Raw genomic sequence first — 25,649 nt, forward strand, 5'->3', positions numbered from 1 at the left:
TTTTAGGACAGCAGGGCAGGGAGGTCGCGGACGGATTCGAGGACGTGGGTGGCGCCGGCGGCTTCGAGTTCCGGCTTCTTCGCCGATCCGGTGAGCACGCCGGCGACGAGCGAGGCACCGGACCGCAGCCCGGTCTGGACGTCCGAAGGGGTGTCACCGGCGACGGCGACGCGGCGGACATCGGTGACTTCGAGCCGCAGCACGGCGGCGAGGACGAGGTCGGGGAACGGGCGGCCGCGCACCCCGTCGCCCGGCGCCAGCACGGCGTCGGCGAGGCCGTGCCAGCCCAGCGCGTCGAGGATCGCGTTCTGCGTGTCCGGCGCGAAGCCGGTGGTGAGCGCGACCTTCACGCCGTGGGCGCGCAGTTCCTGGATCGTCTGCTCGGCGCCGGGGATCGGCTCGCAGTGGCCGTCGGCGACGAGTTTCCCGTAGGCGTCCTGGAAGGCGGTGTTCGCGCGCTGGGCGAGCTCCTCGTCGCCGTCGAGCAGGGCGCGGAAGACGACGATCTTGGACTGCCCCATCGTTTCGACGACGTAGTCGAGCATGCCGGGGAAGCGGCTGTCCTTTTCGGACACTCCGGCGGCGGCGATCGCGGCGGTGAAGGCGCGGATCACCAGGCCGTCGTCGGCGACGGTGGTGCCTGCCATGTCCAGGACGACGAGTTCGGTGTTCACCAGGACAGCTCCTCGGCGGTGTCTTCGGCGATGGCGGGGGAACAGGTCATGCCGCGGCCGCCCGGCCCGGTGACGAGCCAGGCGTTGTCCGCGACGCGGGCGCGGTGCACGATCCGGGAGGTGTCGGTGGTCTGGGCGTAGACCCCCGCCCAGCGGCGGGTGATCCGCGGCAGCGGCCGGCCGAGCAGCGCCCCGGCGACCTCGGCGAGGTGGTCGTACGGCGCTTCGGTGGTGTCGAACGAGAACGGCTCGTCGTACTCGTGGGTGTCGCCGATGGTCAGCGAGCCGTCGAGGCGCTGGACCATGAGCAGCTGCATCTTGGCGGCCGCGGCGACCTCGCCCTGCGGCTGGCCCGCGTTGAGGCCGTCGAGCGCCTCGCCGCGGTACGCCGGGTAGTACCGGAAGCTGTCCGCGTCGGCGACCGTGGTGGTGAGGGTTTCCCCGAGCGGCTCGGTCTGGGCCATCTGCAGCCGCACACGGCGGACCGGCGTCGTCCCGGCGAGCTCCTTGACCAGGCCGCCGGTCCAGGCTCCGGTGCACAGCACCACGACGTCGCCCTCGTGGGTCTCGCCCGTGTCGTCGACGACGCCGCGGTCGGTCAGGTCGCGGATCTCGCGGCCGGGCACCCAGGTGTAGCGGCCGCTCTTCGCGAGTTCGGCGCGGAGGGCGGGCTGGGCGACGCGCGGTTCGACGGCGGCGTCGCGGTCGCACCAGAGCGCGCCGAGGAATTCGCCGCGCAGGGCCGGGTTCAGCGCGCGGGTCTCGGCGGCGTCGAGCAGTTTGAAGCCGCGGTCTTCGCCTGTGTCGGCGGCCGCCCGCGCGACGGCGAGTTCGGCCTCGGTGCGGACGACGGTGAGCGAGCCGTTCGGCCGGAAGCCGATCCCTTCGACGCGTTCCCCGATGCGCTCCCACAGCACCCGCGCCCGGGCGGCCGTCTCCAGTTCGGGACCGCTGGCGCGGCCACCGACCCAGACCAGGCCGAAGTTGCGCACGGACGCGCCCCTGGCCTCGGGTTCCCGTTCGATCTGGACGACGTCGTGACCGCGTTCGACGGCCTGCCAGGCGTGCTGGGTGCCGAGCACTCCGCCGCCGATGATGAGGATTCGCACACCGCAGACGCTCGCCTGCGCGCACCAACGCTCCATGACCCCCGCCCTAACCCCAGGTGAAGTGCCTCCGAAATGTGGACCAGACCTGTTATCTTCGCGTTACTTTACCCCGCGTTTCGTCCTCTGGATGCGGTCGTTGAATCCGCAAATATCGCGTTCAGAGGACTGAATGCGTGGGTGGCTACTCCACGCGGCCCAGTCGGGTCTCGAAGGAGAGCCGGTCGCCGCGGAACAGCGAACGGACACGTTCGAACGGGACCCCGTCGGTCCCCCACGAGGTCCGGTGCATCAACAGCATCGGCAGTGCCGGGTTCGTCCCGATCAGCAGCGCCTCCCGCGGGGTGGCGAGCACGGTCTCGACCCGCTCCTCGGCGCCGTCGAAGACCACCCCCAGCCTTTCCCGCAAACAGGCGTAGAGCGACTGTGTGGGATCGAACACATCCATCAGCGTCGGGAATCGCGCGGCGGTGAGATAGGTCGATTCCAACCCGACCCGCTCGTCGTCGGCGAGCAGTACCCGTTCGATGTGGATGACGTCGTCTTCGGGATCGATTTCCAGTTCCGAAGCCAGCGACGGACCCGCCTCACGGCGTTCCAAAGAGATCAAATTCCGGCCCGGCTGAATGCCCTGCCTCCTGAGTCCTTCCGTATAACTCACCAAGGCGAGCGGCTGGACGAGCTTGGGGCCCGCGACGTACGTGCCGCTCCCCTGCCGCCTGCTCAGCCGCCCTTCCAGCACGAGTTCGCCGACGGCCTGACGGACCGTCGCACGGGAAACCTCGAACCTTTCGGACAGTTCCCTTTCGGTGGGAAGTACCGCCCCTTGGCCTAATTCGGAGATCACGTCGAGCAGATCGACTTTGACCGCGTAATAGCGGGGAATGCGGCCGTGCTCGGGAATTCCGTCCCGAACCGGGCCGTCGGCGGGGGGATGCAGTCTAGGCGAACGCGCTTTCACGATCCAGATCCTAGGCCTGATTCCCCATGCCTGTACTGACCCGAACGAAGTGTTCATGCCACGCTCACACTCGTGGCCGAAAGGGCACCCCTCGGCGGTCGTTCAGCCTTCCGGCGGTTCCGGCGATCACGGCCTGGGAGTAGAGGCGTTGGGCGCTCCGGCCTACGCCATTCGTCGGCGACCAGGACCGGACGTCCGTTAATCACCACCATCAGCCGAAAGATCCGAAGAAAGTTGGTTGTCCCCGTGTGTGCCCACCTGCTGTAGTCAGTTGGCCGCAGTCAGTCTCCCTGCCTCCACTGTGGACAGCCGGAAGGAATGAACCCTTGAACATCAAGCGTCGGTTCAGCCTGCTCAAAAAGACCCTGATCGCCGTCGCGGCGGCCGGAACCCTGGCGGGCCTCGCCACGGCTCCGCAAGCCGCCGCCGCGCAGCCGCCGTCCACCGACGTGGTCGGTGGCACCCGGGCCGCTCAGGGCGAATTCCCTTGGATGGTCAGGCTTTCCATGGGTTGCGGCGGTGCGCTCTACACCCCGCAGATCGTGCTGACGGCCGCGCACTGTGTGTCGCGGACCGGGGCCAACACGGGTATCACCGCCACCCTCGGCGTGGTGGACCTGCAGAGCACGGCGGCCAAGAAGGTCAAGTCGACCTACGTGTACCGGTCGCCGACCTACCCCACCTCCACCGGTGGTGACTGGGCGCTGATCAAGCTCGCCAGCCCGGTCAGCGGTATCCCGACGCTGCCGATCGCCACTTCGACCGCCTACAACAGCGGCACCTTCACCGTCGCCGGCTGGGGTGCCGCGACCGAGGGTGGCGCGCAGCAGCGGTACCTGCTCAAGGCCACCGTCCCGTTCGTCTCCGACTCGACCTGCAAGGCGCAGGGCGGCAGCTACGCCGACCTGATCGACAGCGCCGAGATCTGCGCGGGCAACATCAACTCGGGCGGCGTCGACACCTGCCAGGGTGACTCGGGCGGCCCGATGTTCCGCCGCGACAGCGCCGGGGCCTGGATCCAGGTCGGCATCGTCAGCTGGGGCGAAGGCTGCGCGCGGGCGCACGCTCCCGGCGTCTACACCGAGGTGAGCACCTTCGCGACCGCGATCAAGAACGCGGCCGCCGGGTTGTAGTTCCACCGCACGGCATGCCATGAAAGCCCCCTTCACCACAACGGCGTGGTGGAGGGGGCTTTCTTCTTCAGAGAGCCTGGGCGGGTGCAGGGGACTTTCCCCGCATCGCACGCGGGCAAAGTCCCCTTCAGCTCACCTGACACGCGTCAGCGGGTCTTGTCCAAACGCGACAGTGTCTCTTCGTACCCCGAAACGAGTTCCGCGATCACGTCCGCGACCGGACGCACCCGGTCCATCCGCCCGACGATCTGCCCCACCGGCATCGAGACCACGCTCGGATCCGCCGCGTGGTGGATCCGGTTGTGCGCGTGGGAGACCAGAAGGTTCTGCAACGGCATCGGCAACGGCTCGGGCGCGTCGGGCGCGGCCCACGCCTCGGTCCACCGCGTCTTGAGCAGCCGCGCCGGTTTGCCGGTGTAGATCCGCGTGCGGACGGTGTCGGACGACCTCGCCGCGACCAAAGCCCGCTGCATCGCCTCGGACTCCCCCATGGTCTGGAGGTATTCCTCGGTGGCGAGCCAGAAGGAGCCCATCCAGACCCCGGACGCGCCCAGCGCGAGCGCGGCCGCGACCTGCCTGCCCGAGCCGATCCCGCCCGCGGCGAGCACCGGGACCCGGTCGCCGACGGCGTCCACCACCTCGGGCAGCAGGACCATCGACGCGATCTCGCCGGTGTGTCCGCCCGCCTCATAGCCTTGTGCCACAACGATGTCGACGCCGTTGTCGACGTGCCGGACGGCGTGCTCGGCCTTGCCGGCCAACGCCGCGACCGGCACGCCCTTCGCGTGACATTGCTCGATGACGTCCACCGGCGGTGACCCCAACGCGTTGGCGATCAACCGGATCGGGTGTTTCAGCGCGACCTCGACATGGGACCGGGCGACCGAATGCAGCCAGCCCAGCACACCGGCGCGTTCGTCGGTGTCGTCCGGCAGCGGCGGCACCGCGAGGTCGCGCAGCGTCCGCTCCACGAAGTCGCGGTGCTCCTGCGGGATGTGCTTCGCGAGATCAATCGACGTCCCTTCGGCCGGGATCTTCGCCGGCATCACGATGTCGACGCCGTACGGCTTCCCGCCGGTGTTCTCGTCCATCCAGGACAGGACGGCGTCGAGTTCGGCCGCGTCGTTGAACCGCACGCAGCCCAGCACGCCGAGCCCGCCCGCCCGGCTGATCGCCGCGGCCACGTGCTCGGACGGGGTGAACCCGACGATCGGCAGGTCGATCCCGAGCCGGTCGCACAGAGACGTCCGCATGTAACTCCTTACGCCGGTTGGATGGTGATGGGTTCGTGCTCGGCGGCGTAGCGCTGGGCCCAGGGGTAGTCCGGCTTCCCGCTGGGCGATCGCCCGATCTCCTCCGCGAGCCAGAGACTGCGCGGCACCTTGTACCCGGCGATCTCGGTCCGCACGTGGGCTTCGAGCGCGGCGACGTCGAGTTCCTTGCCGGAGCGCGGCTGGATCACCGCGGCCACCCGCTGGCCGAGCCGGTCGTCGGGGATGCCGATGACGAGCGCGTCGAAGACGTCCGGATGCGATTTGAGCGCGCCCTCGACCTCTTCCGGGTACACCTTCTCGCCGCCGGTGTTCACGCATTGCGACCCCCGGCCGAGCAGGGTCACCGTGAGGTCTTCCTCGTAGCGCGCGTAGTCACCCGGGACGACGTACCGTTTGCCGTCGATCTCGACGAAGATCTTCTCGGTCTTCGCGGGATCCTTGTAGTACCCCAGCGGGACGTGCCCGCGCCGGGCGATCAGGCCGATCGCGCCCGGTTTCGGCTCGACGAGCGCGCCGTCGTCGTCCACGAGGATCGCGTCCTTGCCGAAGTTGACCCGCGGACCGGCGGAATGATCGCTGTCCTTGCTGACCATGCCGATACCGGTGAACCCGCTTTCGGACGAGCCGATCGCGTCGGTGATCACCACATGCGGGAGCAGCGACAGGAATTCCTGCTTCACCGACTGGGAGAACAGGGCCGCGTGACTCGACACCGCCACGATCGACGACGCGTCGTAGTCACCCTCGCGATAGGCGTCGATCAGCGGCCGCGCCATCGCGTCGCCGACGATGGTGAGCACCTGGACCTTGTTGTCCTGCACGGCTTTCCAGACCTCGTGCGCGTCGAACCGCGGGACGAACACGACCGGGCTGCCGGTGAACAGCGCGCCGAACGCGGCCCACTGCGCGGCGCCGTGGATCAGCGGCGCGGCCGGGAGCCGGACCAGGCTGCCCGACTTGCCCTGTTCGGCGAGCGTCCACTCGTCCGGGACGTACTCGCCGGTGACGAAGTTGATGCCGCCGCCGAGCGCCCGCCAGATGTCCTCGTGGCGCCACAGGACGCCCTTGGGATAGCCGGTGGTGCCGCCGGTGTAGAGGATGTAGATGTCGTCGGCGCTGCGCTCGGCGAAGTCCCGCTCGGGCGAGCCTTCGGCGAGCGCGGCTTCGTAGTCCACGCCGCCGTAGGACGAGTAGTCGCCGTCGCTTCCGTCGTCGACGACGACAACGTGTTTCAGTTTCGGGGTTTCCGGCAGGACGGCGGCCACCTTGTCCGAATACCCGCGTTCGTGGACCAGCGCCACGAGGTCGGCGTTGTCGAACAGGTACCGCAGTTCGCCGTGGACGTAGCGGTAGTTGACGTTGACCGCGATCGCGCGCAACTTGTACGCGGCGATCATCGATTCCAGGGCCTCGATCGAGTTCCGGGAATAGACACCGATGTGGGATCCGGGTCCCACGCCGTGTGCGGCGAGGTGGTGCGCCAGCCGGTTGGCGCGCTCTTCCAATTCGGCGAAGGTGACCCGCCGATCGCCGCAGACGACCGCGATGCGCTCCGGCACGGCGTCGACGGCGTGCTCGAGTAGATCCGCGATGTTGAGTGCCACGTCCTCAAAGTAGAACATGTTATCGTTCTGGGCAATGGCCGCTCTTTGGGAGGCTGAAACTTTGGAAAACGTGGTGAACGAACCTCACGCGCTGGCGGAAAAGATCGGACACACCCTCGTGGTCACGATGAACCGGCCCGAGGCCCGCAACGCGCTCAGCGGCGAGATGCTCGGGATCATGGTCGAGGCGTGGAACCGGGTCGACGAGGACGACGACGTCCGGTGCTGCGTGCTCACCGGAGCGGGTGGCGCGTTCTGCGCGGGCGCGGACCTGAAGTCGATGTCGAAGAACTCGCCGTCCGATTCGTTCGAGAAGGGCACTTTCGACCCCAGCAAGATCGAGGGGCTGCTGAAGGGGCGGCGGCTGACGAAGCCGTTGATCGCGGCCGTCGAAGGCCCGGCGATCGCGGGCGGGACGGAGATCCTTCAAGGCACCGACATCCGTGTCGCGGGCGAGAGCGCGAAGTTCGGCGTGTCCGAGGCGCGGTGGAGCCTGTTCCCGATGGGCGGTTCGGCCGTGCGGCTCCCCCGGCAGATCCCGTACACCGTCGCCGCCGACCTGCTGCTGACCGGACGCCACATCACCGCGGCCGAGGCGCTGGAGATCGGCCTGATCGGCCACGTCGTTCCGGACGGCAAGGCATTGGACAAGGCGCTCGAACTCGCCAGCCTCATCTCCGCGAACGGCCCCCTGGCGATCCGCGCGATCCTCAAGACGATGCGCGACACCGAGGGCATGCACGAGGAGGAAGCCTTCAAACTCGACGCCCAGTACGGCATCGAGGTCTTCGCGAGCGAAGACGCGAAGGAAGGCCCCCGCGCCTTCGCCGAGAAGCGCAAGCCCGTCTTCCGAGGCCGCTGACTCCCTGCGTTTCGTCCTCTGGATGCGGTAGTTCGCCGGCGAACTACCGCATCCAGAGGACGAAATGCGTCAGGGGGCGCGGTGACCTTCCCAGTACGGGTCGCGGAGCTTGCGCTTGTAGAGCTTCCCGTTCGGGTCGCGCGGGAGTTCGGGCAAGTAGTCGACGGAACGCGGGAGCTTGAACTTCGCCAGCCGCGACGCCGCGTACTCGAGGATCTCCGCGGTCAGCTCCTCGGACGGTTCGACCCCGTCCGCGGGCTCTACGACGGCCTTGATCGCCTCGCCCCAGTCCTCGTGCGGGACGCCGAACACCGCGACGTCGGCGATCTTCGGATGCATCACCAGTTCGCCCTCGATCTCCGCCGGGTAGATGTTGACCCCGCCCGAGATGATCAGATCCGCCTTGCGGTCGTGCAGGAAGAGGTAGCCGTCCTCGTCGAGGTGCCCGACGTCGCCGAGGGTGAACAGGTCCCCGACCCGCGCCTTGTCCGTCTTGGCCCGGTCCTTGTGGTACTCGAACTTCGAGTCGCCCATCTTCATGTACACCGTGCCGGTCTCGCCGGCGGGCAGTTCCGTGCCCTCGTCGTCGAGGATCTTGATCGTCGAACCCGGCCACGGCAGCCCGACCGACCCCGGTTTCTTCAGCCATTCCTCACCCGAGATCGCCGTCCCGCCGCCTTCGGTGGCCGCGTAGTACTCGGTGACGACCGGGCCCCACCAGTCGAGCATTCGCCGTTTGACCTCCAGCGGGCACGGCGCCGCGCCGTGGATCATCACGCGCAGCGAACTCAGGTCGTAGGCCGCGCGGACGTCGTCCGGCAGGGCGAGCAGGCGGCGGAACTGCGTCGGGACCATGTGGCTGTGCGTGACGCGGTGCCGGTCGATCAGCCGCAGCATGTCCTCCGCGTCCCAGCGGTCCATCAGCACCGCGGTATGGCCCAGCTGCAGGGAGATCGCGACGAAGTTGAGCACGGCCGTGTGGTAGAGCGGCGATCCGCACAGATGCACATGGGCGTCGTGCGGCGCCAGCCCGAAGATCCCGAAGAACCACGTCGACGCGGCCGGTACGGAGTCGGGATCGGCGCCGGTCAGCGGCCGCCGGACACCCTTGGGCCGCCCCGTGGTCCCCGACGTGTAGAGCATCGGCGAGCCCGCCGTGCGCCGCTCCGGACGGCCGTCGCCCTCGCCGGAGCCGAGTTCCTCGATCCGGCGGAAGCCGTCGACGTCACCGACGGCGAACCGGCCGCGTTCCGGGATCCCGGCCTCGTCGGCGGCGGCGATCGCGACGTCGGCGAACCGTTCGTGCGCGAGGAAGGCCTTGGCGCCGCTGTCGGACAGGATGTAGGCGACCTCCGGCGCGACGAGATGCCAGTTGACCACCACGATGTACAGACCGGATTGGATGGCGGCGAAGTAGGCCGCCACGAGTTCGTCGCCGTTGGGTTGCAGGACGACGACCACGTCCCCGGCCTCCAGCCCGAGCGCCTGCAGGCCCCGGGCGTACGCGTTCGCTTTCGCGGCGAGGTCCCCGTAGCCGATCGAGCGGCCGTCCGGATCGACGAGCGCGACCCGCTCGGGCTCCTGCGCGGCGATATTCCAGACCCCAAGGGTCCCGGTAGCAGTCGACATACCGCAAATCTAGAACGCGTTCCAGTCAAGGGCAACCGCCAGCCAAGCCCACATGGCCGATCTTGCCGGAAAATCGAGAACATGTTTCACTCAGGATGTGAGCGCACCTGAACTCCCGCTGTCGGCCCCGCTCAACGTGGGCTTCGACTACACGCGTTCGGTCGGCCCGGTACTCGGCCGGTTCGTCGACGCCCTGCGCGAGCGCCGCGTCGAAGGCGTCCGGGGCAGCGACGGCCGCGTCCACGTGCCCCCCTTGGAGTACGACCCCGTGACCGCCGAAGCCCTGTCCGAGTTCGTCCCGGTGGCCTCCGAGGGCGAGATCGTCTCCTGGTCCTGGATCGCCGAGCCCGTGGACGGCCAGCCGTTGTCGCGGCCGTTCGCGTGGGCGCTGATCCGGCTCGACGGCGCCGACACCTCGATCCTGCACGCCGTCGACGCGGGCACGCCGTCGAATGTCCACACCGGACAACGCGTGCGGATCCGCTGGGCGGAAGAGACCGTCGGCCACATCCGGGACATCGCCTACTTCGTCCCCGCCGACGGGCCCGACACCGAACCCACCGAGGCGCCTCCCCCGGTCGCGAAACGCGAGGAGGGCGCGCCGGTCAGCGTGGTGATCACGCCGATCCACCTGCGCTACGAGCATTCCGCGTCGCCCGAGGAAAGCCGGTACCTGCGCGGGCTCGCGGAGGGGAAGCTGATCGGCCAGCGCTGCCCGTCGTGCGAGAAGGTCTACATCCCGCCGCGCGGCGCGTGCCCGACCGACGGCGTGCCGACCACCGACGAGGTCGAACTGCCCGACACCGGCATCGTCACCACGTTCTGCATCGTGAACGTGCCGTTCCTCGGCCAGAAGATCAAACCGCCGTACGTGGCCGCGTACATCCTGCTCGACGGCGCGGACATCGCGTTCCTGCACCTCGTCCTCGGCTGCGACGCCGCCGACGTCCGGATGGGCATGCGGGTGCGCGCCTCCTGGAAACCGCGGGACGAATGGTGGACGTCGCTGGAGAACATCGGCCATTTCGAACCGACCGGCGAACCCGACGCGCCGTACGAATCCTTCGCCCACCATCTGTGAGGACCACCGTGCCAGATGTAGCAGTCGTGGGCTTCGCGCAGGCCCCCAACGTCCGCAGCACCCCGGGCACCACCAACGGCGTGGAAATGCTGGTGCCGATCTTCGCCGAGGTCTTCGAGCGCACCGGTCTGTCCAAAGAGGACATCGGGTTCTGGTGCTCGGGTTCCTCGGACTACCTCGCCGGCCGCGCGTTCTCGTTCATCGCCGCGGTCGACGCGATCGGCGCCTTCCCGCCGATCCACGAGTCGCATGTCGAGATGGACGCCGCCTGGGCGTTGTACGAGGCGTGGCTGAAGATCCGGATGGGCGAGGTCGACACCGCGCTGGTCTACGGCTTCGGCAAGTCGTCCGCCGGGCAGTTGCGGCGGGTGCTCACCCTGCAGATGGATCCCTACGTCGTCGCGCCGTTGTGGCCGGATTCGGTGAGCATCGCCGGGATCCAGGCGCGGCTGGGCCTCGAATCCGGGCTGTGGTCGGAAAAGGATCTCGCCGAGGTCGCCGCGCGCAGCCGCGCCGACGCCGCGGGCAATCCCGCCGCGCAGCTCTCCGGAACGGTCGAGGTCGCGGAGCTTCTCGACGCCCCGTACTTCGCGGATCCGTTGCGAGCCCACGACATCGCCCCTATCACCGACGGCGCCGCCGTCCTCGTGCTCGCCTCGGCCGAACGGGCGGCGGACCTCGTCGACAGCCCCGCGGTCATCACCGGGATCGAGCACCGCGTCGACTCCCCCGCGCTCGGCGTCCGGGACCTCACCAAGTCGCCATCGACCGCGGCCGCCGGGCGGGCGCTCGACCTCGACGGCGTCGAAGTGGCCGAACTGCACGCGCCCTTCACGCATCAGGAATTGATCCTGCGTGAGGCACTCGGCCTCGGCGACCAGGTGCGGATCAACCCCTCCGGCGGCGTCCTGACCGGCAATCCGATGTTCTCGGCGGGACTGGCGCGGATCGGCGAGGCGGCGAACCGCGTCCTCGACGGCACCGCGCGCAAGACCCTCGCCCACGCGACCAGCGGCCCCGTCCTCCAGCAGAACCTGGTCGCGACCTTGGAGGTCCTCTCGTGAAGCACCTCGCGGCCGTACTGGGAACCGGCCAGACGCATCACAAGGCCAAACGCACCGACGTGTCCATGCCCGGCCTGCTCCGGGAGGCCATCGACCGGGCGATGCTCGACGCGGGGACCGGCTGGGACGACATCGACGCGGTCGTCCTCGGCAAGGCGCCGGATCTGTTCGAGGGCGTGATGATGCCCGAACTGTTCCTCGCCGACTCGCTCGGCGCGACCGGGAAACCGTTGCTGCGCGTGCACACCGCGGGTTCGGTCGGCGGATCGACCGCGCTCGTGGCGGCGTCGCTGGTGCAGGCGGGCGTGCACGAACGCGTGCTGACCGTGGCCTTCGAGAAACAGTCCGAGTCGAACGCGATGTGGGGCCTGTCGATCCTGCCGCCGTTCCAGATGCCGGTGGGCGCCGGGGCGGGCGGGTACTTCGCGCCGCACGTGCGGTCCTACATCCGGCGATCCGGCGCGCCCGACCATGTCGGCGCGATCGTAGCGGCCAAGGACCGCCGCAACGGCGCGCTGAATCCGTACGCGCATCTGCGGCAGGCCGACATCACGGTGGAGTCGGTGCAGGCGTCGCAGATGCTGTGGGATCCGATCCGCTACGACGAAACGTGCCCGTCTTCCGACGGCGCGTGCGCGATGGTGATCGGGGACGAGGCGTCGGGCGACGCCGTACCCGGTGGCGCCGCGTGGATCCACGCGACCGCGATGCGCACCGAGCCGACCACGTTCGCCGGACGCGACCAGGTCAACCCCCAGGCGGGCCGGGACGCCGCGGCCGCGCTGTGGCGCGACGCCGGGATCACCGATCCACTGTCCGAAGTGGACGCCGCCGAGATCTACGTGCCGTTCTCGTGGTTCGAGCCGATGTGGCTGGAGAACCTGGGGTTCACCGACGAGGGTCAGGGCTGGAAGCTCACCGAGGCGGGCGAGACCGCACTCGGCGGACGGCTGCCGATCAACCCGTCGGGCGGGGTGCTCTCGTCGAACCCGATCGGCGCGTCCGGGATGCTCCGGTTCTCCGAAGCGGCCAAGCAGGTGATGGGCCGGGCCGGGGACTACCAGGTCGACGGCGCACGGATCGCGCTCGGGCACGCGTACGGCGGCGGTTCGCAGTTCTTCTCGATGTGGGTGGTGGGGTCGGCGAAGCCGAGCTAAGAGCGACGCCGGGGCCGGAGGCGTTGCGCGGCCAAGGTCGCCACCACCCCGGTCACCGCGCCGACCAGCGCCGGCTTGAGCCCGTGCCGGTCGGGTGCCGCGACCACCGGCCGGACCACCACGGGAGGCGGGGGCTTCACCGGGTCCGGCGGGGCGTCGCGCGCGGTCGCCGTCCAGGCCGTGACGAACACCAGCATCCGCGCCACCAGCGAGATGAAGAAGATCAGACCGATGATGGAACCGAACGCGACCCCGGTCGGCGAGTTCCCGATCAGGCGCAGGTAGATCCCACCGGCCTGCTTCAGCAGTTCGAAGCCCAGCGCCAGCGCGACCGCGCCGCGCATCGCGCTGCGGACCCCGACCGGTTTCCGCGGCAACCGGGTGAGCACCCAGAGGAACACGAGCCAGTTCGCCAGCAGCGCCAACGGGATCGAGATCGCCGACAGCACGTTGTGGCCCCAGGCGGTGTCGTCGACCCCGGCCAGCCCCAGCAGATACCGGCCGAGCGCGGACCCGGAGATGGTGATGGCGAACGAGAGCAGCAGCGCGCTCGCGAGGCCGAGCAGCGCGAGCAGGTCCGCGGCGATCGTGCGCAGCAGCGGGAGATCCGACCGGTTCTGGCCCCACAGCGCGGTGAGCGCGTCCCGCAGCGAGTTCATCCAGTTCCAGCCGGAGTACAAACCGATGATCAGACCGATGATCCCGACGCTGGTGCGCTGCTCGACGAATCCGGTGAGCAGCTCCCCCGCCTTGTCACCGAGGCCGCCGGGCAAGGTGCCGGTGATCGCGTTCAGCATCGACTCGATCAGCTGTGGCTGGCTCGCCAGCACGAAACCCGCCACCGAAACCGCGACCATGAGGATGGGCACCAGCGAGAACAGGCTGAAATAGGTGATCGACGCGACGTAGTGGTAACCGCCGTACTCGATGTAGCGGTTCACCGCCCGCGCCACGTGGTCCAGCCAGCGGTAGCGGGCGCGCAGCCGCTGCCATTTCGTCGATGCCTTCTTCTCCCTCACACGCCAATGTCTACCTCAGAGCCAGTTGGCGGAGCTGGAGACTCACCCTCAAAGCGGCCAAACGCGTGAACCCGCCCCGGCCGAAGGCCCCGCTATCGCGGTGGCAGGGCACCCGTTCACCCATCGTGACATGACCACCCGGCCGTGCCCTGCCGACGTCGATCGCGGATGCGGGTTCACCGACAGACACTCAGGCAGGTCACGGCTCGTGGGCAACACGCGATCAAGCGAGCGCGATCAGCCGCGAGCCGTCGTCCTCCGGCAGCGACGGGCCCGCGGTCGCCAGCACGGTGTTGCCGAGAAAGTCCAGCTCACAGCCGAGGGTGGAGAGGAACGCGGTGTCGGCGGCGTCCCGTCCGGTGGCGATCCGGCAGAGGCTCTGCCTCGGCGCGAGGCCGGTGGCGTCGAACACGTACCAGCGGCCGTCGATCGCGGCTTCGAACACGGCGTGGAAGTCCATTGGGGACAGTCCGGGCGCGTAGACGGCGGCGAACCGGGCGGGGATGTCGAGCACGCGGCACAGCGAGATGCAGACGTGCGCGTAATCGCGGCAGACCCCTTCCCCGGCGAGGTAGGTGTCGACGGCGTCATCGGTCGGCGAACCGGAACCGACCACATAGGACAGGTGCTCGCCCACGTGCCGGACGATCGCCTCCACCTGGGCGCGCGCGTCGGGCAGGCCGCCGAAGCGGGACAGCGCGAGCCCGCCCATCCGGTCCGAGGGGCAGTACCGGCTGGGCCTGGTGTAGCGGATGACGTCGTCCAGGCCGACGGGCTCGGCGTCGGGCGGGTCGAGCGTGCGTTCGGCCCGGTACCGCACGACGTGGTCACCGGGCGGCAGATCGACGACCTGAGCCCGGGTCCCGTGTTCGAACGCCACCTGGCGCGGCGGCGCGGGATAGGCGAACTCCTCTTGCCCGGCCCCACCGGCGAGCGCGATCACGAACGCGGCGGGGCCGGGTTTCGTGACCCGGAAGGACATTTCGACGTCGACCTGTACGTGGGGACCCATGGCCCCATGGTGCCCCACGAGCGCGGTCGCGGCCGGTCAGGCGTAGCGGACCTGGTAGTGCTTGATCCCGTTGAGCCAGCTCGACCGGAGGCGGTCGGGCGGGGCGAGCTCGGCGATGTCCGGCATGACGTCGGCGATGGCGTTGAAGATCAGGTCGATCTCCAGCCGCGCGAGGTTGGCGCCGATGCAGTAGTGCGAACCCGTGCCGCCGAAACCGACGTGCGGGTTGTCCTCGCGGAGGATGTCGAACTTGTCCGGCTGCTCGAAGTGGTCCGGGTCGAAGTTCGCGGAGCTGTAGAACATCCCGACCCGGTCACCCTTGCGGATGTGCTGCCCGCCGAGTTCGGTGTCCCGGGTCGCGGTGCGCTGGAAGGCGACCACCGGGGTGGCCCAGCGGACGATCTCGTCCGGCGCGGTCTTCGGGCGCTCCTTCTTGTACAGCTCCCACTGATCGGGGTGATCGAGGAACGCCTTCATCCCGTGCGTGATCGCGTTACGCGTGGTCTCGTTGCCGGCGACGGCGAGGAGGATGACGAAGAAGCCGAACTCGTCCGACGCCAGCGATTCGCCGTCGACGTCGGCCTGCACCAGCTTCGTGACGATGTCGTCCATCGGGCATTTTCGGCGTTCTTCGGCCATGTTCCAGGCGTAGCCGACGATCTCCGCCGACGCGGCGAGCGGTTCTACCTCGTACTCGGGGTCGTCATAGGAGACCATCTGGTTCGACCAGTCGAAGATCTTCAGGCGGTCTTCCTGCGGGATGCCGATCAGTTCGGCGATGGCCTGCAAGGGAAGTTCGCACGCGACGTCGACGACGAAATCGCCGGAGCCCTTCTTCTTGGCCTCGCTGACGATCCGCTCCGCGCGATCGCGCAGGGTGTCCTCGAGCTTCGCGATCGACCTCGGCGTGAAGCCCTTCGACACGATCCGTCGCAGCTTCGTGTGCTGCGGGGCGTCCATGTTGAGCAGGACCAGGCGGTTGGCTTCGAGGCTGTCGTCGGTCATGTTCTCGTCGAACCGGATGATCGCGGTCTTCTCCCGCGAGGAGAACAGCTCGCTGTCCCTCGACACCGCCTTGACGTCATCGAGCCGGCTGACCACCCAGTAGCCGTCATCGCGGAAGCCCGCGGTGTTGTGCGGCTGAGGGTTCCACCAGACCGGTGCCGTGCGGCGGAGTTCGGCGAACTCCTCCAGAGGCAGTCTGGTGGCGTACAGATCCGGATCGGTGAAATCGAAACCGGCGGGGATCAGGGGAGCGGCCACGGGCTACCTCCTACGCGGTTCGCCAATGAAACACGTTCTAGACCCGATTGAAGCATACGGCGTTTACCAAGTGAAGAGTTTCAGTGAAACCCGTTTACTCGACCTGCGCGGATCTTGCGATCCCTACAAGAAGCGGGAACGGCGACCAGTGATCAAAATCCGGCCGACCCTGGGATCGCTTGCCCAAATCAAGAACGTGTTCTACTTTTCTCGGTAGTGAACAGTGTTTCCCAGGAGGCGAACGTGGGTAGTCCGGTGATCGTCGAGGCGGTCCGCACCCCTATCGGCAAGCGCAGGGGGCACCTGGCGGGGCTGCACGCCGCCGAGATCCTCGGCGCGGCGCAGCGCGCCCTGCTCGAACGCGCGGGCGTGGATCCAGCGCTGGTCGAGCAGGCGATCGGCGGTGCCGTGACCCAGGCGGGCGAGCAGGCGGGCAACGTCACGCGCACGGCGTGGCTGCACGCCGGGCTCCCGGAGACCACGGGCGCGACGACCATCGACGCCCAGTGCGGCTCGGCGCAGCAGGCGACGCATCTGATCGCCGGGCTCATCGCGGTGGGCGCGATCGACGCCGGCGTCTCGTGCGGTGTCGAGGCGATGAGCCGGGTCCCGCTGGGCGCGAACCGCGGCGAGGGCATCGGCACGCCGCGGCCCCAGTCGTGGTCGATCGACATGCCGAACCAGTACGGCGCGGCCGAGCGGATCGCGGAACGCCGCGGGATCACCCGTCTCGACGTCGACCGGTTCGGGACCGAGTCGCAGGCCAAGGCCGCCGCCGCGTGGGCCGCGGGGCGTTTCGACCGCGAGGTCGTCGCGGTGAAGGCACCCGTGCTCGGCGAGGACGGCACGCCGACCGGCGAGACCCGGCTGGTGTCGCGCGACCAAGGGCTTCGCGACACGACCGTCGAAGGCCTCTCCAAGCTCAAGCCCGTCCTCGAAGGCGGCGTGCACACGGCCGGGACGTCGTCGCAGATCTCCGACGGCGCGGCCGCGCTCCTCCTGATGGACTCGGACCGGGCCAAGGCACTGGGCCTCAAGCCGCGAGCGCGGATCGTCTCGCAGGCTTTGGTCGGCGCGGAGCCGTACTACCACCTCGACGGCCCCGTGCAGGCGACCGAACGCGTCCTCGCCAAGGCGGGGATGACGATCGGCGACCTCGACCTCTTCGAAGTCAACGAGGCGTTCGCTTCGGTCGTGTTGTCGTGGCAGCGGGTACACCGGCCCGACGAGGCCAAGGTCAACGTGAACGGTGGCGCGATCGCGCTCGGGCATCCCGTCGGCAGCACCGGCGCCCGCCTGCTGACCACGGCGTTGCACGAACTGGAACGCCGCGACGCGAGCACCGCGCTGGTGACGATGTGCGCCGGCGGCGCGCTTTCCACCGGCACGATCATCGAACGGATCTAGTTCGAGGCGACCTCGACCACCGGACCGTTGTCCGGCCTCGCGAGCCTTTTGAGCCCCTGACCCTCCTTCCAGAAGTCGAAATAGATGGTGTTGCCCTCGACCCAGGTCAGCACCGCCTCGGTGAGGTCGAGCCGGAAGACGTGCGCCTCTCCGTCGTCACCCTGCAGGCGGGCGACCTCCGCCGGATCGGTGATCTCGACGGCCTTTCCCGACACCTTCGCGTCCGCGCCGCCCTCGTCGATCGCCGAGGCGGCGTGGATCGCGAACCTGCCGTCGTGCTGCAGATCCTTCGCCTTCATCGCGCCGATCATCGAACCGATCAGCAGGTCCTGCTCACGGAAATCGACCTCACTGCCACTGACCCGGGGCGAACCGTCCCGCCGGACCGTCGCCAGCACATGCGACTTCACCGCGGTGAACCGTTCCTTGATCTTCTCCGCCAGCGCGGGTGCCTCTTCACTGAACTGCTGCCACGTCGCCATGCGCACCAGCGTCCCACCGGGGTCCGACAGTTTCGAGCGGTCAGGGCCGCGGCGCCCCCATCGGGTTCGGCAGCGGGATCGCGCCGGTGTCGAAGATCCGGCGGCTCAGCGGGACGGCGATCCGCACCAGCTCGGCCACCCCGTCCTCCCCCAAGGCGTCGAGCGGGCCGGCGGCGAGTCGATCGGTCACGTCCTCGATCCGTTGGCGCAGCTCGATTCCCGGGCCGGTGAGCTGGAGATCGCCGTCGAGGATTCCCCGTTCGGACAGCCGCGCGACACTCGCGTCCCACTCCTCGTCGGACCAGCCGCGGTTGATCTGGATGACCTCGCGGGTCACCGCCCCGCTGCCGATGTGGGTCAGTGTCGTGTCGAGCCCGCGCAGCCCGGCGGTGACGGCGGAGAGCACGTGACCGTCCCCGCGATGCTCGCGCAGCACCGTCGCCGCGAGCCAGACCCGGCCCGTCGTCGTCGCGGGCCTGGCGACCGAGGACCAGGCGGCGGCGAGCGGCCTGGCCGCGTAATCGCAGCCGGTGACGGCCTGTTCGAGCAGATCGGCGAGTTCCCCGAGAGGCGCGTCGGCGGGAAGGATCCGGTTCAAGGCTTCCTCGACGGCCTCCAACCGGCTCTGGAGGACGACCTCCGGTTCGGCGTATTTCCACGCGTCGGGCAGGGATCGCGCCACCATCCTCGGCGCGAACCCGAAGAGCATCGCGGTCGCGGGTGGTTCCGGCAGCGGCCCGAGCGGGGCGACCCGGCCGGCGAAGTAGCCCATCCACCAGCCCGGCAGTCCCGCCGCCTTGGCCGCGGCCGCGGTCTCCGGGGCGAAGTAGACGACGGCGTGCAGCGGCTCGACCGCTTCCCAGAGACGGCGCTGAAGTGACTTCACTCCCCCCATCTTGCCTGGCCGAAAACCGGATGCGGCGCTTCGCGACATGGTGTGTGATCACGAGATGGTGATCAGCTTGGAGAAGCCGGGACCCGACGGACTGAACGAGGCCGTCGAGGCGCTGCGCGAGTGGCAATCCGAAGGCGTGGCTTGGCAATTGCATCCCGGTGACCTCGGCTGGTACTGGCGTAAAGGCGCGGCCGCGGCGGCCGAGGCGGTCCGGATCTGGCGCCGGGACGGCCGGATCCTCGCTGTCGGGTTTCTCGACGGGGCCGACCTCCTGCGGCTCACGACCGCGCCGGACGTCCGCCGGGACGAGGAACTGGCGCAGCGTGTGGCCGAGGATGTGGCGGCGCCCGAGCGTGGTGTCCTGCCGGCCGGGCAGGTCTCCGTCGAGGCGCCGATGGACGCGTTGCTCCAGGACGTGCTGCCCGGACACGGCTGGCACGTCGACGAGGAAGAGCCATGGACGCCGCTGAGCCTCGACCTCACTGAGCCGGTGAAGGCCCCCGACCTGCGGATCGAGACGGTCGGACCCGACCTGGCGGCCGCGTGGGCCGACGTGATCGGGGCGGCGTTCGGCGGATCGACGTTCACCGCCGAAACGTGGCGGACGATGGCGGCCGCGGCGCCGTACGCCGATGCCCGGTGCCTGCTCGGCTTCGACGACCGAGGTGACGCCGTCGCGGCGGTGGCCGTGTGGTCGGCCGGTCCCGGCAGGCCAGGCTTGCTCGAACCGATGGGCGTGCACCGCGACCAGCGCGGTCACGGATACGGCCGGGCGATCACCGTCGCCGCGGCCGCCGCGCTCCAGGAGCTCGGCTCGTCGAGCGCGGCCGTGAACACGCCCAGTTCCAACGTCGGCGCCGTGACGACCTACAAATCGGGCGGGTTCCGGCCGTGGCCCGAGACCCGGGACCTGACGCGAAACGCCTCGTGAGCGAAGGCGTGACTCGCGTGATCAGAGACGTGACTCGCGTGATGGGAAGCCGAACTCGAGTGTTCCGCCGCTGATCACGCGAGTTCCGGCTTCGATCACGTGAGTGCGGTGCCGTAAACGGGTTCAGGCACGGGAGCGTCCGCCAGAAGTTCCGCCACGACGGGACCGAGTTCACCCGGCGACCACCGGGAACCCTTGTCCCGCACCGCGCCGTGCCGCCAGCCCTGCGCGATCGAGACGCGTCCGCCGTCGACCTCGAACACCCGGCCGGTGACCGCGGACGACTCCTCGCTGCCGAGCCACACCACCAGCGGCGACACGTTTTCCGGTGCCATGGCGTCGAAACCGTCGTCCGGGGCGGCCATGTCGTCGGCGAAGGCGACTTCGGTCATCCGGGTGCGGGCGGCCGGCGCGATCGCGTTCACGGTGACGCCGTAGCGCGCGAATTCGGTCGCCGCGACCAGCGTGAGACCCAGGATGCCGGACTTCGCGGCCGCGTAGTTCCCCTGTCCGACGCTGCCGAGCAGGCCGGCCCCGGAGCTGGTGTTGATCACCCGCGCCACCCGGGTCCGGCCCGCTTTCGCCTCGGCTCGCCAATATTCGGCGGCGTGCCGCGTCGGCGCGAAATGCCCCTTCAGGTGGACGCGGATGACGGCGTCCCATTCGTCCTCGCCGAGGTTGACCAGCATCCGGTCGCGCAGGAAACCCGCGTTGTTGACCAGGACGTCCAGCCCGCCGAAGGTCTCGACGGCCGTCCGCACCAGCGCCGCGGCGCCGTCCCAGGAAGCGATGTCGTCGGTGTTCGCCACCGCTTTGCCGCCGAGCGCCTCGATCTCGTCGACGACGTCCTGCGCGGGCCCGGCCGATCCGCCGCTTCCGTCGATCCCGGCGCCGAGGTCGTTCACCACCACCCGCGCGCCCTCGGCGGCGAACGCGAGCGCGTGCGCCCGTCCGATACCGCGACCGGCTCCGGTCACCACCACGATCCGGCCGTCGGCGATCCCGCTCACACCGGCTCCTTTCGTTCTTTCACCAGGGAATTGGAAGCGGCGAGGAAGGCAGGCACCTCTCCCCCGCCATGGACGGTGAGGCAGGCTCCGCTGACATAGGAGGCCAGCGGGGACGCCAGGAAGACCGCACAGGAACCGATCTCGTCCGGATCCGCCAACCGTCCTAACGGGACGGTCGCGCCCACGGCCTCGATGCCCGCCTCGTCGCCGTAGTGCAGATGCGAGTGCTCCGTCCGCACCATGCCGACGTCGAGCCCGTTGACCCGCACCTTCGGCGCCCACTCGACGGCGAGCGACGCGGTCAGGTTGTCCAAGCCCGCTTTCGCCGCGCCGTAGGACGCCGTCCCCGGCGACGGTCTCGTCGCGCTGACGCTGCTGATGTTCACGATGACGCCGCCGCTTTCCTGCTCCTGCATGACGGCGTTCGCCGCACGCGCGACGGCCAGCGGCGCCAGCAGGTTCAGCGCGACGATCTTCTCGTGGAACCGCGGCGACGCGTGCGCCGCCTCGGCGTACGGCGCGCCGCCCGCGTTGTTGACCACCACGTCGATCCTGCCGTGGCGCCGGACGATCTCCTCGATGAGCGCGTCGACCTCGCCCGCGTCCCGGACGTCGCAGGAGATGAAGGTCGACGCCTTCTCCCCGGCGCACACCGGCCGCTCGGGTTCGGTGCGGGCGCAGGTGACGACTTCGGCGCCGGCGCGCAGGAAAGTCCTGGTGACACCGGCGCCGACGCCGCGGACCCCACCGGTCACCAGCACCACGGCGCCATCGAGCCGGAGTTCGAGTGCCATGCCGGGCCTCCTTCACGGTCGCTGTACCCGGGCCGGACGTCCTGCTAACGTACCAAGCAAGTGCTAGGTTTGGTAGCGGAGAAGGGTGCCCGATGACCGTTTCCACCCACTCACCGGAGCCCGGCATCGCCGTGGTCACGGTCGACGCGCCCCCGGTGAACGCGCTGAGCGTGAAGGGATGGTTCGCCCTCGCCTCCGCCGTCACCGACGCCGGGCGCGACCCCGCGACCCACGTGGTGGTGCTGCGCGCGGAAGGCCGCGGGTTCAACGCGGGGGTCGACATCAAGGAGATCCAGCGCGATCCGGGCTACCGCGCGCTGATCGGCGCCAACGAGGGCTGCGCGGCGGCGTTCTCCGCGGTGTACGACTGCGCGGTCCCGGTGATCGCCGCGGTACAGGGTTTCTGCCTCGGCGGCGGGGTCGGCCTGGTCGGCAACGCGGACGTCGTGGTCGCCAGTGACGACGCCACTTTCGGGTTGCCCGAGGTCGATCGCGGCGCGCTGGGCGCGGCGACCCATCTCGCGCGGCTGGTCCCCCAGCATCTGATGCGGGCCCTGTACTACACGGCTTCCACGATCACCGCGGCCCAGTTGCACCACCACGGTTCGGTGTACGCCGTCGTCCCGCGGGAGGAACTCGACGAAACCGCGCTCGTCGTCGCACGGCAGATCGCGGCGAAGGACACTCGCGTGATCCGCGCCGCGAAACAGGCCATCAACGGCATCGACGTCCAGCCCGTGCACCGCAGCTACCGCTTCGAGCAGGGATTCACCTTCGAACTCAACCTGGCGGGCGTTTCGGACGGCGCGCGCCAGGAATTCTTGGACGGTAAGGGGAAGTGATGGCCGACAAGCGGATGACGCCGGACGAGATCGTCGCCGAACTCGAGGACGGCATGACGATCGGGATCGGCGGCTGGGGCTCGCGGCGCAAGCCGATGGCGCTGGTGCGCGCGATCCTGCGCTCGCCGGTCAAGGATCTCACCGTGGTCTCCTACGGCGGTCCGGACGTCGGGTTGCTGGCGTCGGCGGGCAAGCTCAAGCATCTCGTCTTCGGCTTCGTCACGCTCGACACGATCCCCTACGACCCGTGGTTCTCGCGGGCGCGGGAATCCGGATCGATCACCGTCACGGAATACGACGAAGGCGTCTTCGGAACCGGTCTTTCCGCTGCCGCGCAACGACTTCCGTTCCTGCCGACGCGGGCGGGCCTCGGCTCCGGCGTCATGGACCTGAACCCGTCGCTGCGCACCGTCCGTTCGCCGTACGACGACGCCGAAGAGCTGCTGGCCGTGCCCGCGCTCAAGCTCGACGCGGCGTTCGTCCACCTCAACCGCGCCGACGCCCGGGGCAACGCGCAGTACCTCGGTCCGGATCCGTACTTCGACGAACTGTTCGCCCTCGCCGCCGACAAGTGTTACGTGTCCACGGAAAAGATCGTCGAGACGGCCGAGCTCACCGAAGCGGGCCCGGTGCAGAGCCTGCTGCTGAGCCGGATGCTCGTCACCGGGGTGGCCGAAACGCCGAACGGCGCGCATTTCACCACCGCCGTCCCGGACTACGGCCGCGACGAACGTTTTCAGCGCCACTACGCCGCATCGGCCAAGGACCTCGACGCGTGGCCGGAATTCGTCGACAGGTTCCTGTCCGGGGACGAAGCGCACTATCAGAAGGCCGTCGCCGAGTTCGGGGAGTCCGCGTGAGTGACATCAGCCGTGCCGAAGTGGCCGTCGTGGCCTGTGCCGAATTATTCCGCGGAGACGGCGAAATCGTGGTGAGCCCCATGGGGTTCATCCCGTCGCTGGGCGCGCGGCTGGCCAGGCTGACGTTCGAGCCAGACCTCCTGCTGTCCGACGGCGAGGCGTACCTGATGACGCCGGACGCCGTCGTCGAAGGCTGGCAGCCGTTCCGCAAGGTCCTCGACACCGTGGTGCCGCGCGGAAAGCGGCACGTGGTGATGGGCGCCAACCAGATCGACGGCGAGGGCAACCAGAACATCTCGGCGATCGGCGACCATTCCCAACCCAAGAAACAACTTCTCGGCGTACGCGGCGGGCCGGGCAACACGGCCAACCACCGCACGAGCTACTGGGTTCCCAGGCACGGCAAGCGGGTTTTCGTCGATCAGGTCGACGTCGTGTCCGGCGTCGGTTACGCCAGGGCGCGCGAAGCCGGTTTGCGGCATCACGACGTCCATCGGGTCGTCACCAACCTCGGAGTCCTGGACTTCGGCGGCGAAGACCACGCGCCACGGCTGCTTTCCGTACACCCAGGGGTTTCCGTGGACGAGGTCGTCGAGGCGACGTCGTTCCCGCTGAGCACCGGCGGCGTCACCGAGACCCGGCTGCCGACCGAGTCGGAACTGCTCCTGATCCGGACCAGCCTGGACCCGAAGTCCTTGCGGGACAAGGAAGTTCCGTCATGAAAACGGCGCTGACCGAGCTGGCGGGCATCAAGCACCCGATCGTGCAGACCGGGATGGGCTGGGTCGCCGGGCCGCGGCTGGTGTCCGCGACGGCGGAAGCGGGCGGCCTCGGCATCCTCGCGTCCGCCACCATGACCTACGACGAGCTGGCGGCCGCGATCAAGGAGGTCAAGAGCCGCACGTCGGAGCCGTTCGGGGTCAACCTCCGCGCGGACGCCGACGACGCCGCGCGCCGGGTCGAGCTGCTCATCACCGAGGAAGTCCGCGTCGCGTCCTTCGCGCTCGCACCGAAGAAGGACATGATCGCGCGGCTCAAGGACAACGGCGTCCTCGTCGTCCCTTCGGTCGGCGCGGCCAGGCACGCGGAGAAGGTCGCGGGCTGGGGTGCCGACGCCGTCATCGTGCAGGGCGGCGAGGGCGGCGGGCACACCGGCGGGGTCGCGACGACACTGCTGCTGCCCTCGGTACTGGACGCGGTCGACATCCCGGTGGTCGCGGCGGGTGGCTTCTTCGACGGGCGGGGGCTGGCCGCCGCGCTCGCCTACGGGGCGGCTGGGGTCGCCATGGGCACCCGGTTCCTCCTGACGAGGGAAAGCACCGTCCCCGACGAGATCAAACAGGCGTACCTCGCCCGTGACCTCAACGGCACGGTCGTCACCCGCAAGGTGGACGGCATGCCGCATCGCGTGCTCCGAACGGAACTGGTCGACGCGCTCGAATCCGCCGGACCGGTGAGCGGGCTCGCCCGTGCCGCCCGCAACGCCGCGAAGTTCCGGAGGCTGACCGGGCTGTCGTGGCGTTCGCTGGCCACCGAAGGGCTGCGGATGAAACGCGGCGGCGACCGGACGTGGTCCCAGGTCCTGATGGCCGCCAACACGCCGATGTTGCTGCGCGCCGGCCTGGTCGAGGGCGACCGGAGCGCCGGTGTGCTGGCGTCCGGGCAGGTCGTCGGCCTGCTCGGCGATCTGCCCGCGGTCGGCGACCTGATCGAGAAGATCGTCGCCGACGCGACCGGCATCCTGCGGCGGCTGGCCTCGGAGTGAGCGGCCGGGCGCGCTGTGCTTGACTTCGGCCATGATCTCGGAGAGTCGTTGTCCGGTCGAGGACGGTGAGCTGTACGTCCGCAGCACCGGCGAAGGGCCGCTTCTGCTCCTGATCGCGGGCGGGCTGGGCTCGGCGGACACCTTCCGGGCGATGACGAAACTGCTCGCGGACGACTACACCGTCGTCACCTACGACCGGCGCGGCCACTTCCGCAGCACGGACACCAGCACCGGCCCGGTCAGCGTGCCGAAGCAGGCAGACGACGCCCACGCGGTGCTCCAGCACGTCGGCGGCGGCTCCGCGAGCGTGTTCGGGACCAGCGCGGGCGCCATGATCGGCCTCGACCTCGTCGCCCGCTACCCGGACGCCGCGACGATGCTGATCGCGCACGAACCGCCCGCCATCCAGCTGCTGCCCGACGCGCTCGGCTGGCTGGACGAGGCCAACGCGCAGGTCCGGCTCGCCCAAGCCGGTGACCTGATGGGGGCGTTCAAGCGGTTCACCGACGGGATCGCCGGTGCCGCGCTGCCCGAACTGCGCGCGATCCGGCTGCCGAACGAGGAGGACTGGAAGCGGCTGTTCGGCCGCGAGCTGGCCGAGATCCTCGACTATCTTCCCGATCTGCGGGCCCTGCGCCGGAGCAGGACCGAGATCGTCCCCGTCGCTGGGGTCGGCAGCCGCGGGCACTACCACTACCAGCCCGCGAAGGTTCTCGCGCTGGAGCTGGGGTTGCCGTTCACGGAGGTACCCGGCGCGCATCTGGCGCCGCAGCGGAACCCCGCCCAGTTCACCGAAGCGTTGCGGGGTCTGCTCGAAGGCTGAG

25 protein-coding genes are annotated in these 25,649 nt (G+C 69.4%); 12 read left to right on the plus strand and 13 right to left on the minus strand.

Going from position 1 to position 25,649, the window contains the following annotated elements:
- Positions 1-2 precede the first annotated feature (2 nt).
- The 3 genes from AJAP_RS25785 to AJAP_RS25795 form a co-directional block, all read right to left on the minus strand.
- Positions 3-677: a phosphonatase-like hydrolase gene (locus AJAP_RS25785; protein ID WP_038523874.1), complete on the minus strand. Its 675-nt coding sequence runs from the start codon at positions 675-677 to the stop codon at positions 3-5.
- Complete coding sequence (locus AJAP_RS25790) at positions 671-1,783, minus strand: TIGR03364 family FAD-dependent oxidoreductase (RefSeq protein ID WP_038515902.1); 1,113 nt, start codon at positions 1,781-1,783, stop codon at positions 671-673. Before AJAP_RS25790 ends, AJAP_RS25785 begins: the two co-directional genes overlap by 7 nt.
- A gap of 181 nt (positions 1,784-1,964) precedes the next feature.
- Positions 1,965-2,741 (minus strand): GntR family transcriptional regulator, encoded by a 777-nt coding sequence (locus AJAP_RS25795; RefSeq protein WP_016332909.1) that lies wholly within the window; start codon positions 2,739-2,741, stop codon positions 1,965-1,967.
- Positions 2,742-3,067: 326 nt separating this feature from the next.
- Between AJAP_RS25795 and AJAP_RS25800 the strand changes: the two genes are divergently transcribed.
- Positions 3,068-3,874 (plus strand): S1 family peptidase, encoded by an 807-nt coding sequence (locus AJAP_RS25800; RefSeq protein WP_038515905.1) that lies wholly within the window; start codon positions 3,068-3,070, stop codon positions 3,872-3,874.
- Between the two features lie 146 nt (positions 3,875-4,020).
- Here AJAP_RS25800 and AJAP_RS25805 read toward each other — a convergent pair whose 3' ends face one another.
- Both AJAP_RS25805 and AJAP_RS25810 read right to left on the minus strand, forming a co-directional pair.
- Entirely contained in the window at positions 4,021-5,127 is a 1,107-nt protein-coding gene (locus AJAP_RS25805) for an NAD(P)H-dependent flavin oxidoreductase (RefSeq protein WP_038515908.1), read from the minus strand.
- Positions 5,128-5,135: 8 nt separating this feature from the next.
- Positions 5,136-6,752 (minus strand): acyl-CoA synthetase, encoded by a 1,617-nt coding sequence (locus AJAP_RS25810; protein WP_179948471.1) that lies wholly within the window; start codon positions 6,750-6,752, stop codon positions 5,136-5,138.
- Positions 6,753-6,825: 73 nt separating this feature from the next.
- On the opposite strand from AJAP_RS25810, the gene AJAP_RS25815 reads away from it, so the two are divergent.
- Complete coding sequence (locus AJAP_RS25815; protein ID WP_038515914.1) at positions 6,826-7,614, plus strand: crotonase/enoyl-CoA hydratase family protein; 789 nt, start codon at positions 6,826-6,828, stop codon at positions 7,612-7,614.
- Between the two features lie 69 nt (positions 7,615-7,683).
- Here AJAP_RS25815 and AJAP_RS25820 read toward each other — a convergent pair whose 3' ends face one another.
- Entirely contained in the window at positions 7,684-9,243 is a 1,560-nt protein-coding gene (locus tag AJAP_RS25820) for an acyl-CoA synthetase (RefSeq protein WP_038515917.1), read from the minus strand.
- A gap of 52 nt (positions 9,244-9,295) precedes the next feature.
- On the opposite strand from AJAP_RS25820, the gene AJAP_RS25825 reads away from it, so the two are divergent.
- The 3 genes from AJAP_RS25825 to AJAP_RS25835 are packed head-to-tail and all read left to right on the plus strand — an operon-like array spanning position 9,296 to position 12,545.
- The gene (locus AJAP_RS25825; RefSeq protein WP_051972593.1) at positions 9,296-10,324 is read left to right on the plus strand and encodes a Zn-ribbon domain-containing OB-fold protein; all 1,029 of its coding nucleotides are present in this window, start codon (positions 9,296-9,298) and stop codon (positions 10,322-10,324) included.
- 8 nt (positions 10,325-10,332) lie between these two features.
- Positions 10,333-11,388, plus strand: a complete 1,056-nt coding sequence (locus AJAP_RS25830; RefSeq protein WP_038523877.1) for a thiolase domain-containing protein — start codon at positions 10,333-10,335, stop codon at positions 11,386-11,388.
- On the plus strand, positions 11,385-12,545 hold the full coding sequence (locus AJAP_RS25835) for a thiolase domain-containing protein (RefSeq protein ID WP_038515922.1): 1,161 nt from the start codon (positions 11,385-11,387) through the stop codon (positions 12,543-12,545). Before AJAP_RS25830 ends, AJAP_RS25835 begins: the two co-directional genes overlap by 4 nt.
- On the opposite strand, the gene AJAP_RS25840 is transcribed toward AJAP_RS25835, so the two are convergent.
- The 3 genes from AJAP_RS25840 to AJAP_RS25850 form a co-directional block, all read right to left on the minus strand.
- Positions 12,542-13,564: a YhjD/YihY/BrkB family envelope integrity protein gene (locus AJAP_RS25840; RefSeq protein WP_038515926.1), complete on the minus strand. Its 1,023-nt coding sequence runs from the start codon at positions 13,562-13,564 to the stop codon at positions 12,542-12,544. The two genes, AJAP_RS25835 and AJAP_RS25840, sit on opposite strands and share 4 nt — an antisense overlap.
- Positions 13,565-13,787: 223 nt before the next feature.
- Positions 13,788-14,576: a transglutaminase-like domain-containing protein gene (locus AJAP_RS25845; RefSeq protein WP_038515929.1), complete on the minus strand. Its 789-nt coding sequence runs from the start codon at positions 14,574-14,576 to the stop codon at positions 13,788-13,790.
- 36 nt (positions 14,577-14,612) lie between these two features.
- Positions 14,613-15,839, minus strand: a complete 1,227-nt coding sequence (locus AJAP_RS25850) for a cytochrome P450 (protein WP_038515933.1) — start codon at positions 15,837-15,839, stop codon at positions 14,613-14,615.
- Positions 15,840-16,082: 243 nt separating this feature from the next.
- On the opposite strand from AJAP_RS25850, the gene AJAP_RS25855 reads away from it, so the two are divergent.
- Entirely contained in the window at positions 16,083-17,246 is a 1,164-nt protein-coding gene (locus AJAP_RS25855; RefSeq protein ID WP_038515935.1) for a steroid 3-ketoacyl-CoA thiolase, read from the plus strand.
- Here AJAP_RS25855 and AJAP_RS25860 read toward each other — a convergent pair.
- Complete coding sequence (locus AJAP_RS25860; RefSeq protein ID WP_038515937.1) at positions 17,243-17,728, minus strand: pyridoxamine 5'-phosphate oxidase family protein; 486 nt, start codon at positions 17,726-17,728, stop codon at positions 17,243-17,245. The genes AJAP_RS25855 and AJAP_RS25860 overlap by 4 nt on opposite strands.
- A 40-nt stretch (positions 17,729-17,768) precedes the next feature.
- Entirely contained in the window at positions 17,769-18,623 is an 855-nt protein-coding gene (locus AJAP_RS25865; protein WP_407639380.1) for an SCO6745 family protein, read from the minus strand.
- Positions 18,624-18,678: 55 nt separating this feature from the next.
- Here AJAP_RS25865 and AJAP_RS25870 point away from each other — a divergent pair, with 55 nt between their 5' ends.
- On the plus strand, positions 18,679-19,554 hold the full coding sequence (locus AJAP_RS25870) for a GNAT family N-acetyltransferase (protein ID WP_148311571.1): 876 nt from the start codon (positions 18,679-18,681) through the stop codon (positions 19,552-19,554).
- A gap of 95 nt (positions 19,555-19,649) precedes the next feature.
- On the opposite strand, the gene AJAP_RS25875 is transcribed toward AJAP_RS25870, so the two are convergent.
- Together AJAP_RS25875 and AJAP_RS25880 are read right to left on the minus strand one after the other, a co-directional pair.
- The gene (locus tag AJAP_RS25875; protein WP_038515946.1) at positions 19,650-20,564 is read right to left on the minus strand and encodes an SDR family oxidoreductase; all 915 of its coding nucleotides are present in this window, start codon (positions 20,562-20,564) and stop codon (positions 19,650-19,652) included.
- Positions 20,561-21,358, minus strand: coding sequence for an SDR family oxidoreductase (locus AJAP_RS25880; RefSeq protein WP_038515948.1), 798 nt, complete (start codon positions 21,356-21,358; stop codon positions 20,561-20,563). Before AJAP_RS25880 ends, AJAP_RS25875 begins: the two co-directional genes overlap by 4 nt.
- Positions 21,359-21,450: 92 nt before the next feature.
- On the opposite strand from AJAP_RS25880, the gene AJAP_RS25885 reads away from it, so the two are divergent.
- The 5 genes from AJAP_RS25885 to AJAP_RS25905 are packed head-to-tail and all read left to right on the plus strand — an operon-like array spanning position 21,451 to position 25,648.
- Positions 21,451-22,200: an enoyl-CoA hydratase family protein gene (locus AJAP_RS25885; protein WP_038515951.1), complete on the plus strand. Its 750-nt coding sequence runs from the start codon at positions 21,451-21,453 to the stop codon at positions 22,198-22,200.
- Complete coding sequence (locus AJAP_RS25890; protein WP_037343623.1) at positions 22,200-23,060, plus strand: CoA transferase subunit A; 861 nt, start codon at positions 22,200-22,202, stop codon at positions 23,058-23,060. The genes AJAP_RS25885 and AJAP_RS25890 overlap by 1 nt, the downstream gene beginning before the upstream one ends.
- On the plus strand, positions 23,057-23,782 hold the full coding sequence (locus AJAP_RS25895; protein ID WP_038515954.1) for a CoA-transferase subunit beta: 726 nt from the start codon (positions 23,057-23,059) through the stop codon (positions 23,780-23,782). Before AJAP_RS25890 ends, AJAP_RS25895 begins: the two co-directional genes overlap by 4 nt.
- Positions 23,779-24,825 (plus strand): NAD(P)H-dependent flavin oxidoreductase, encoded by a 1,047-nt coding sequence (locus AJAP_RS25900; protein ID WP_038515957.1) that lies wholly within the window; start codon positions 23,779-23,781, stop codon positions 24,823-24,825. The genes AJAP_RS25895 and AJAP_RS25900 overlap by 4 nt, the downstream gene beginning before the upstream one ends.
- Before the next feature lie 31 nt (positions 24,826-24,856).
- Positions 24,857-25,648, plus strand: coding sequence for an alpha/beta fold hydrolase (locus AJAP_RS25905; protein WP_038515959.1), 792 nt, complete (start codon positions 24,857-24,859; stop codon positions 25,646-25,648).
- Position 25,649: the final 1 nt, after the last annotated feature.

The organism is Amycolatopsis japonica (assembly GCF_000732925.1).
GTDB lineage: Bacteria > Actinomycetota > Actinomycetes > Mycobacteriales > Pseudonocardiaceae > Amycolatopsis > Amycolatopsis japonica.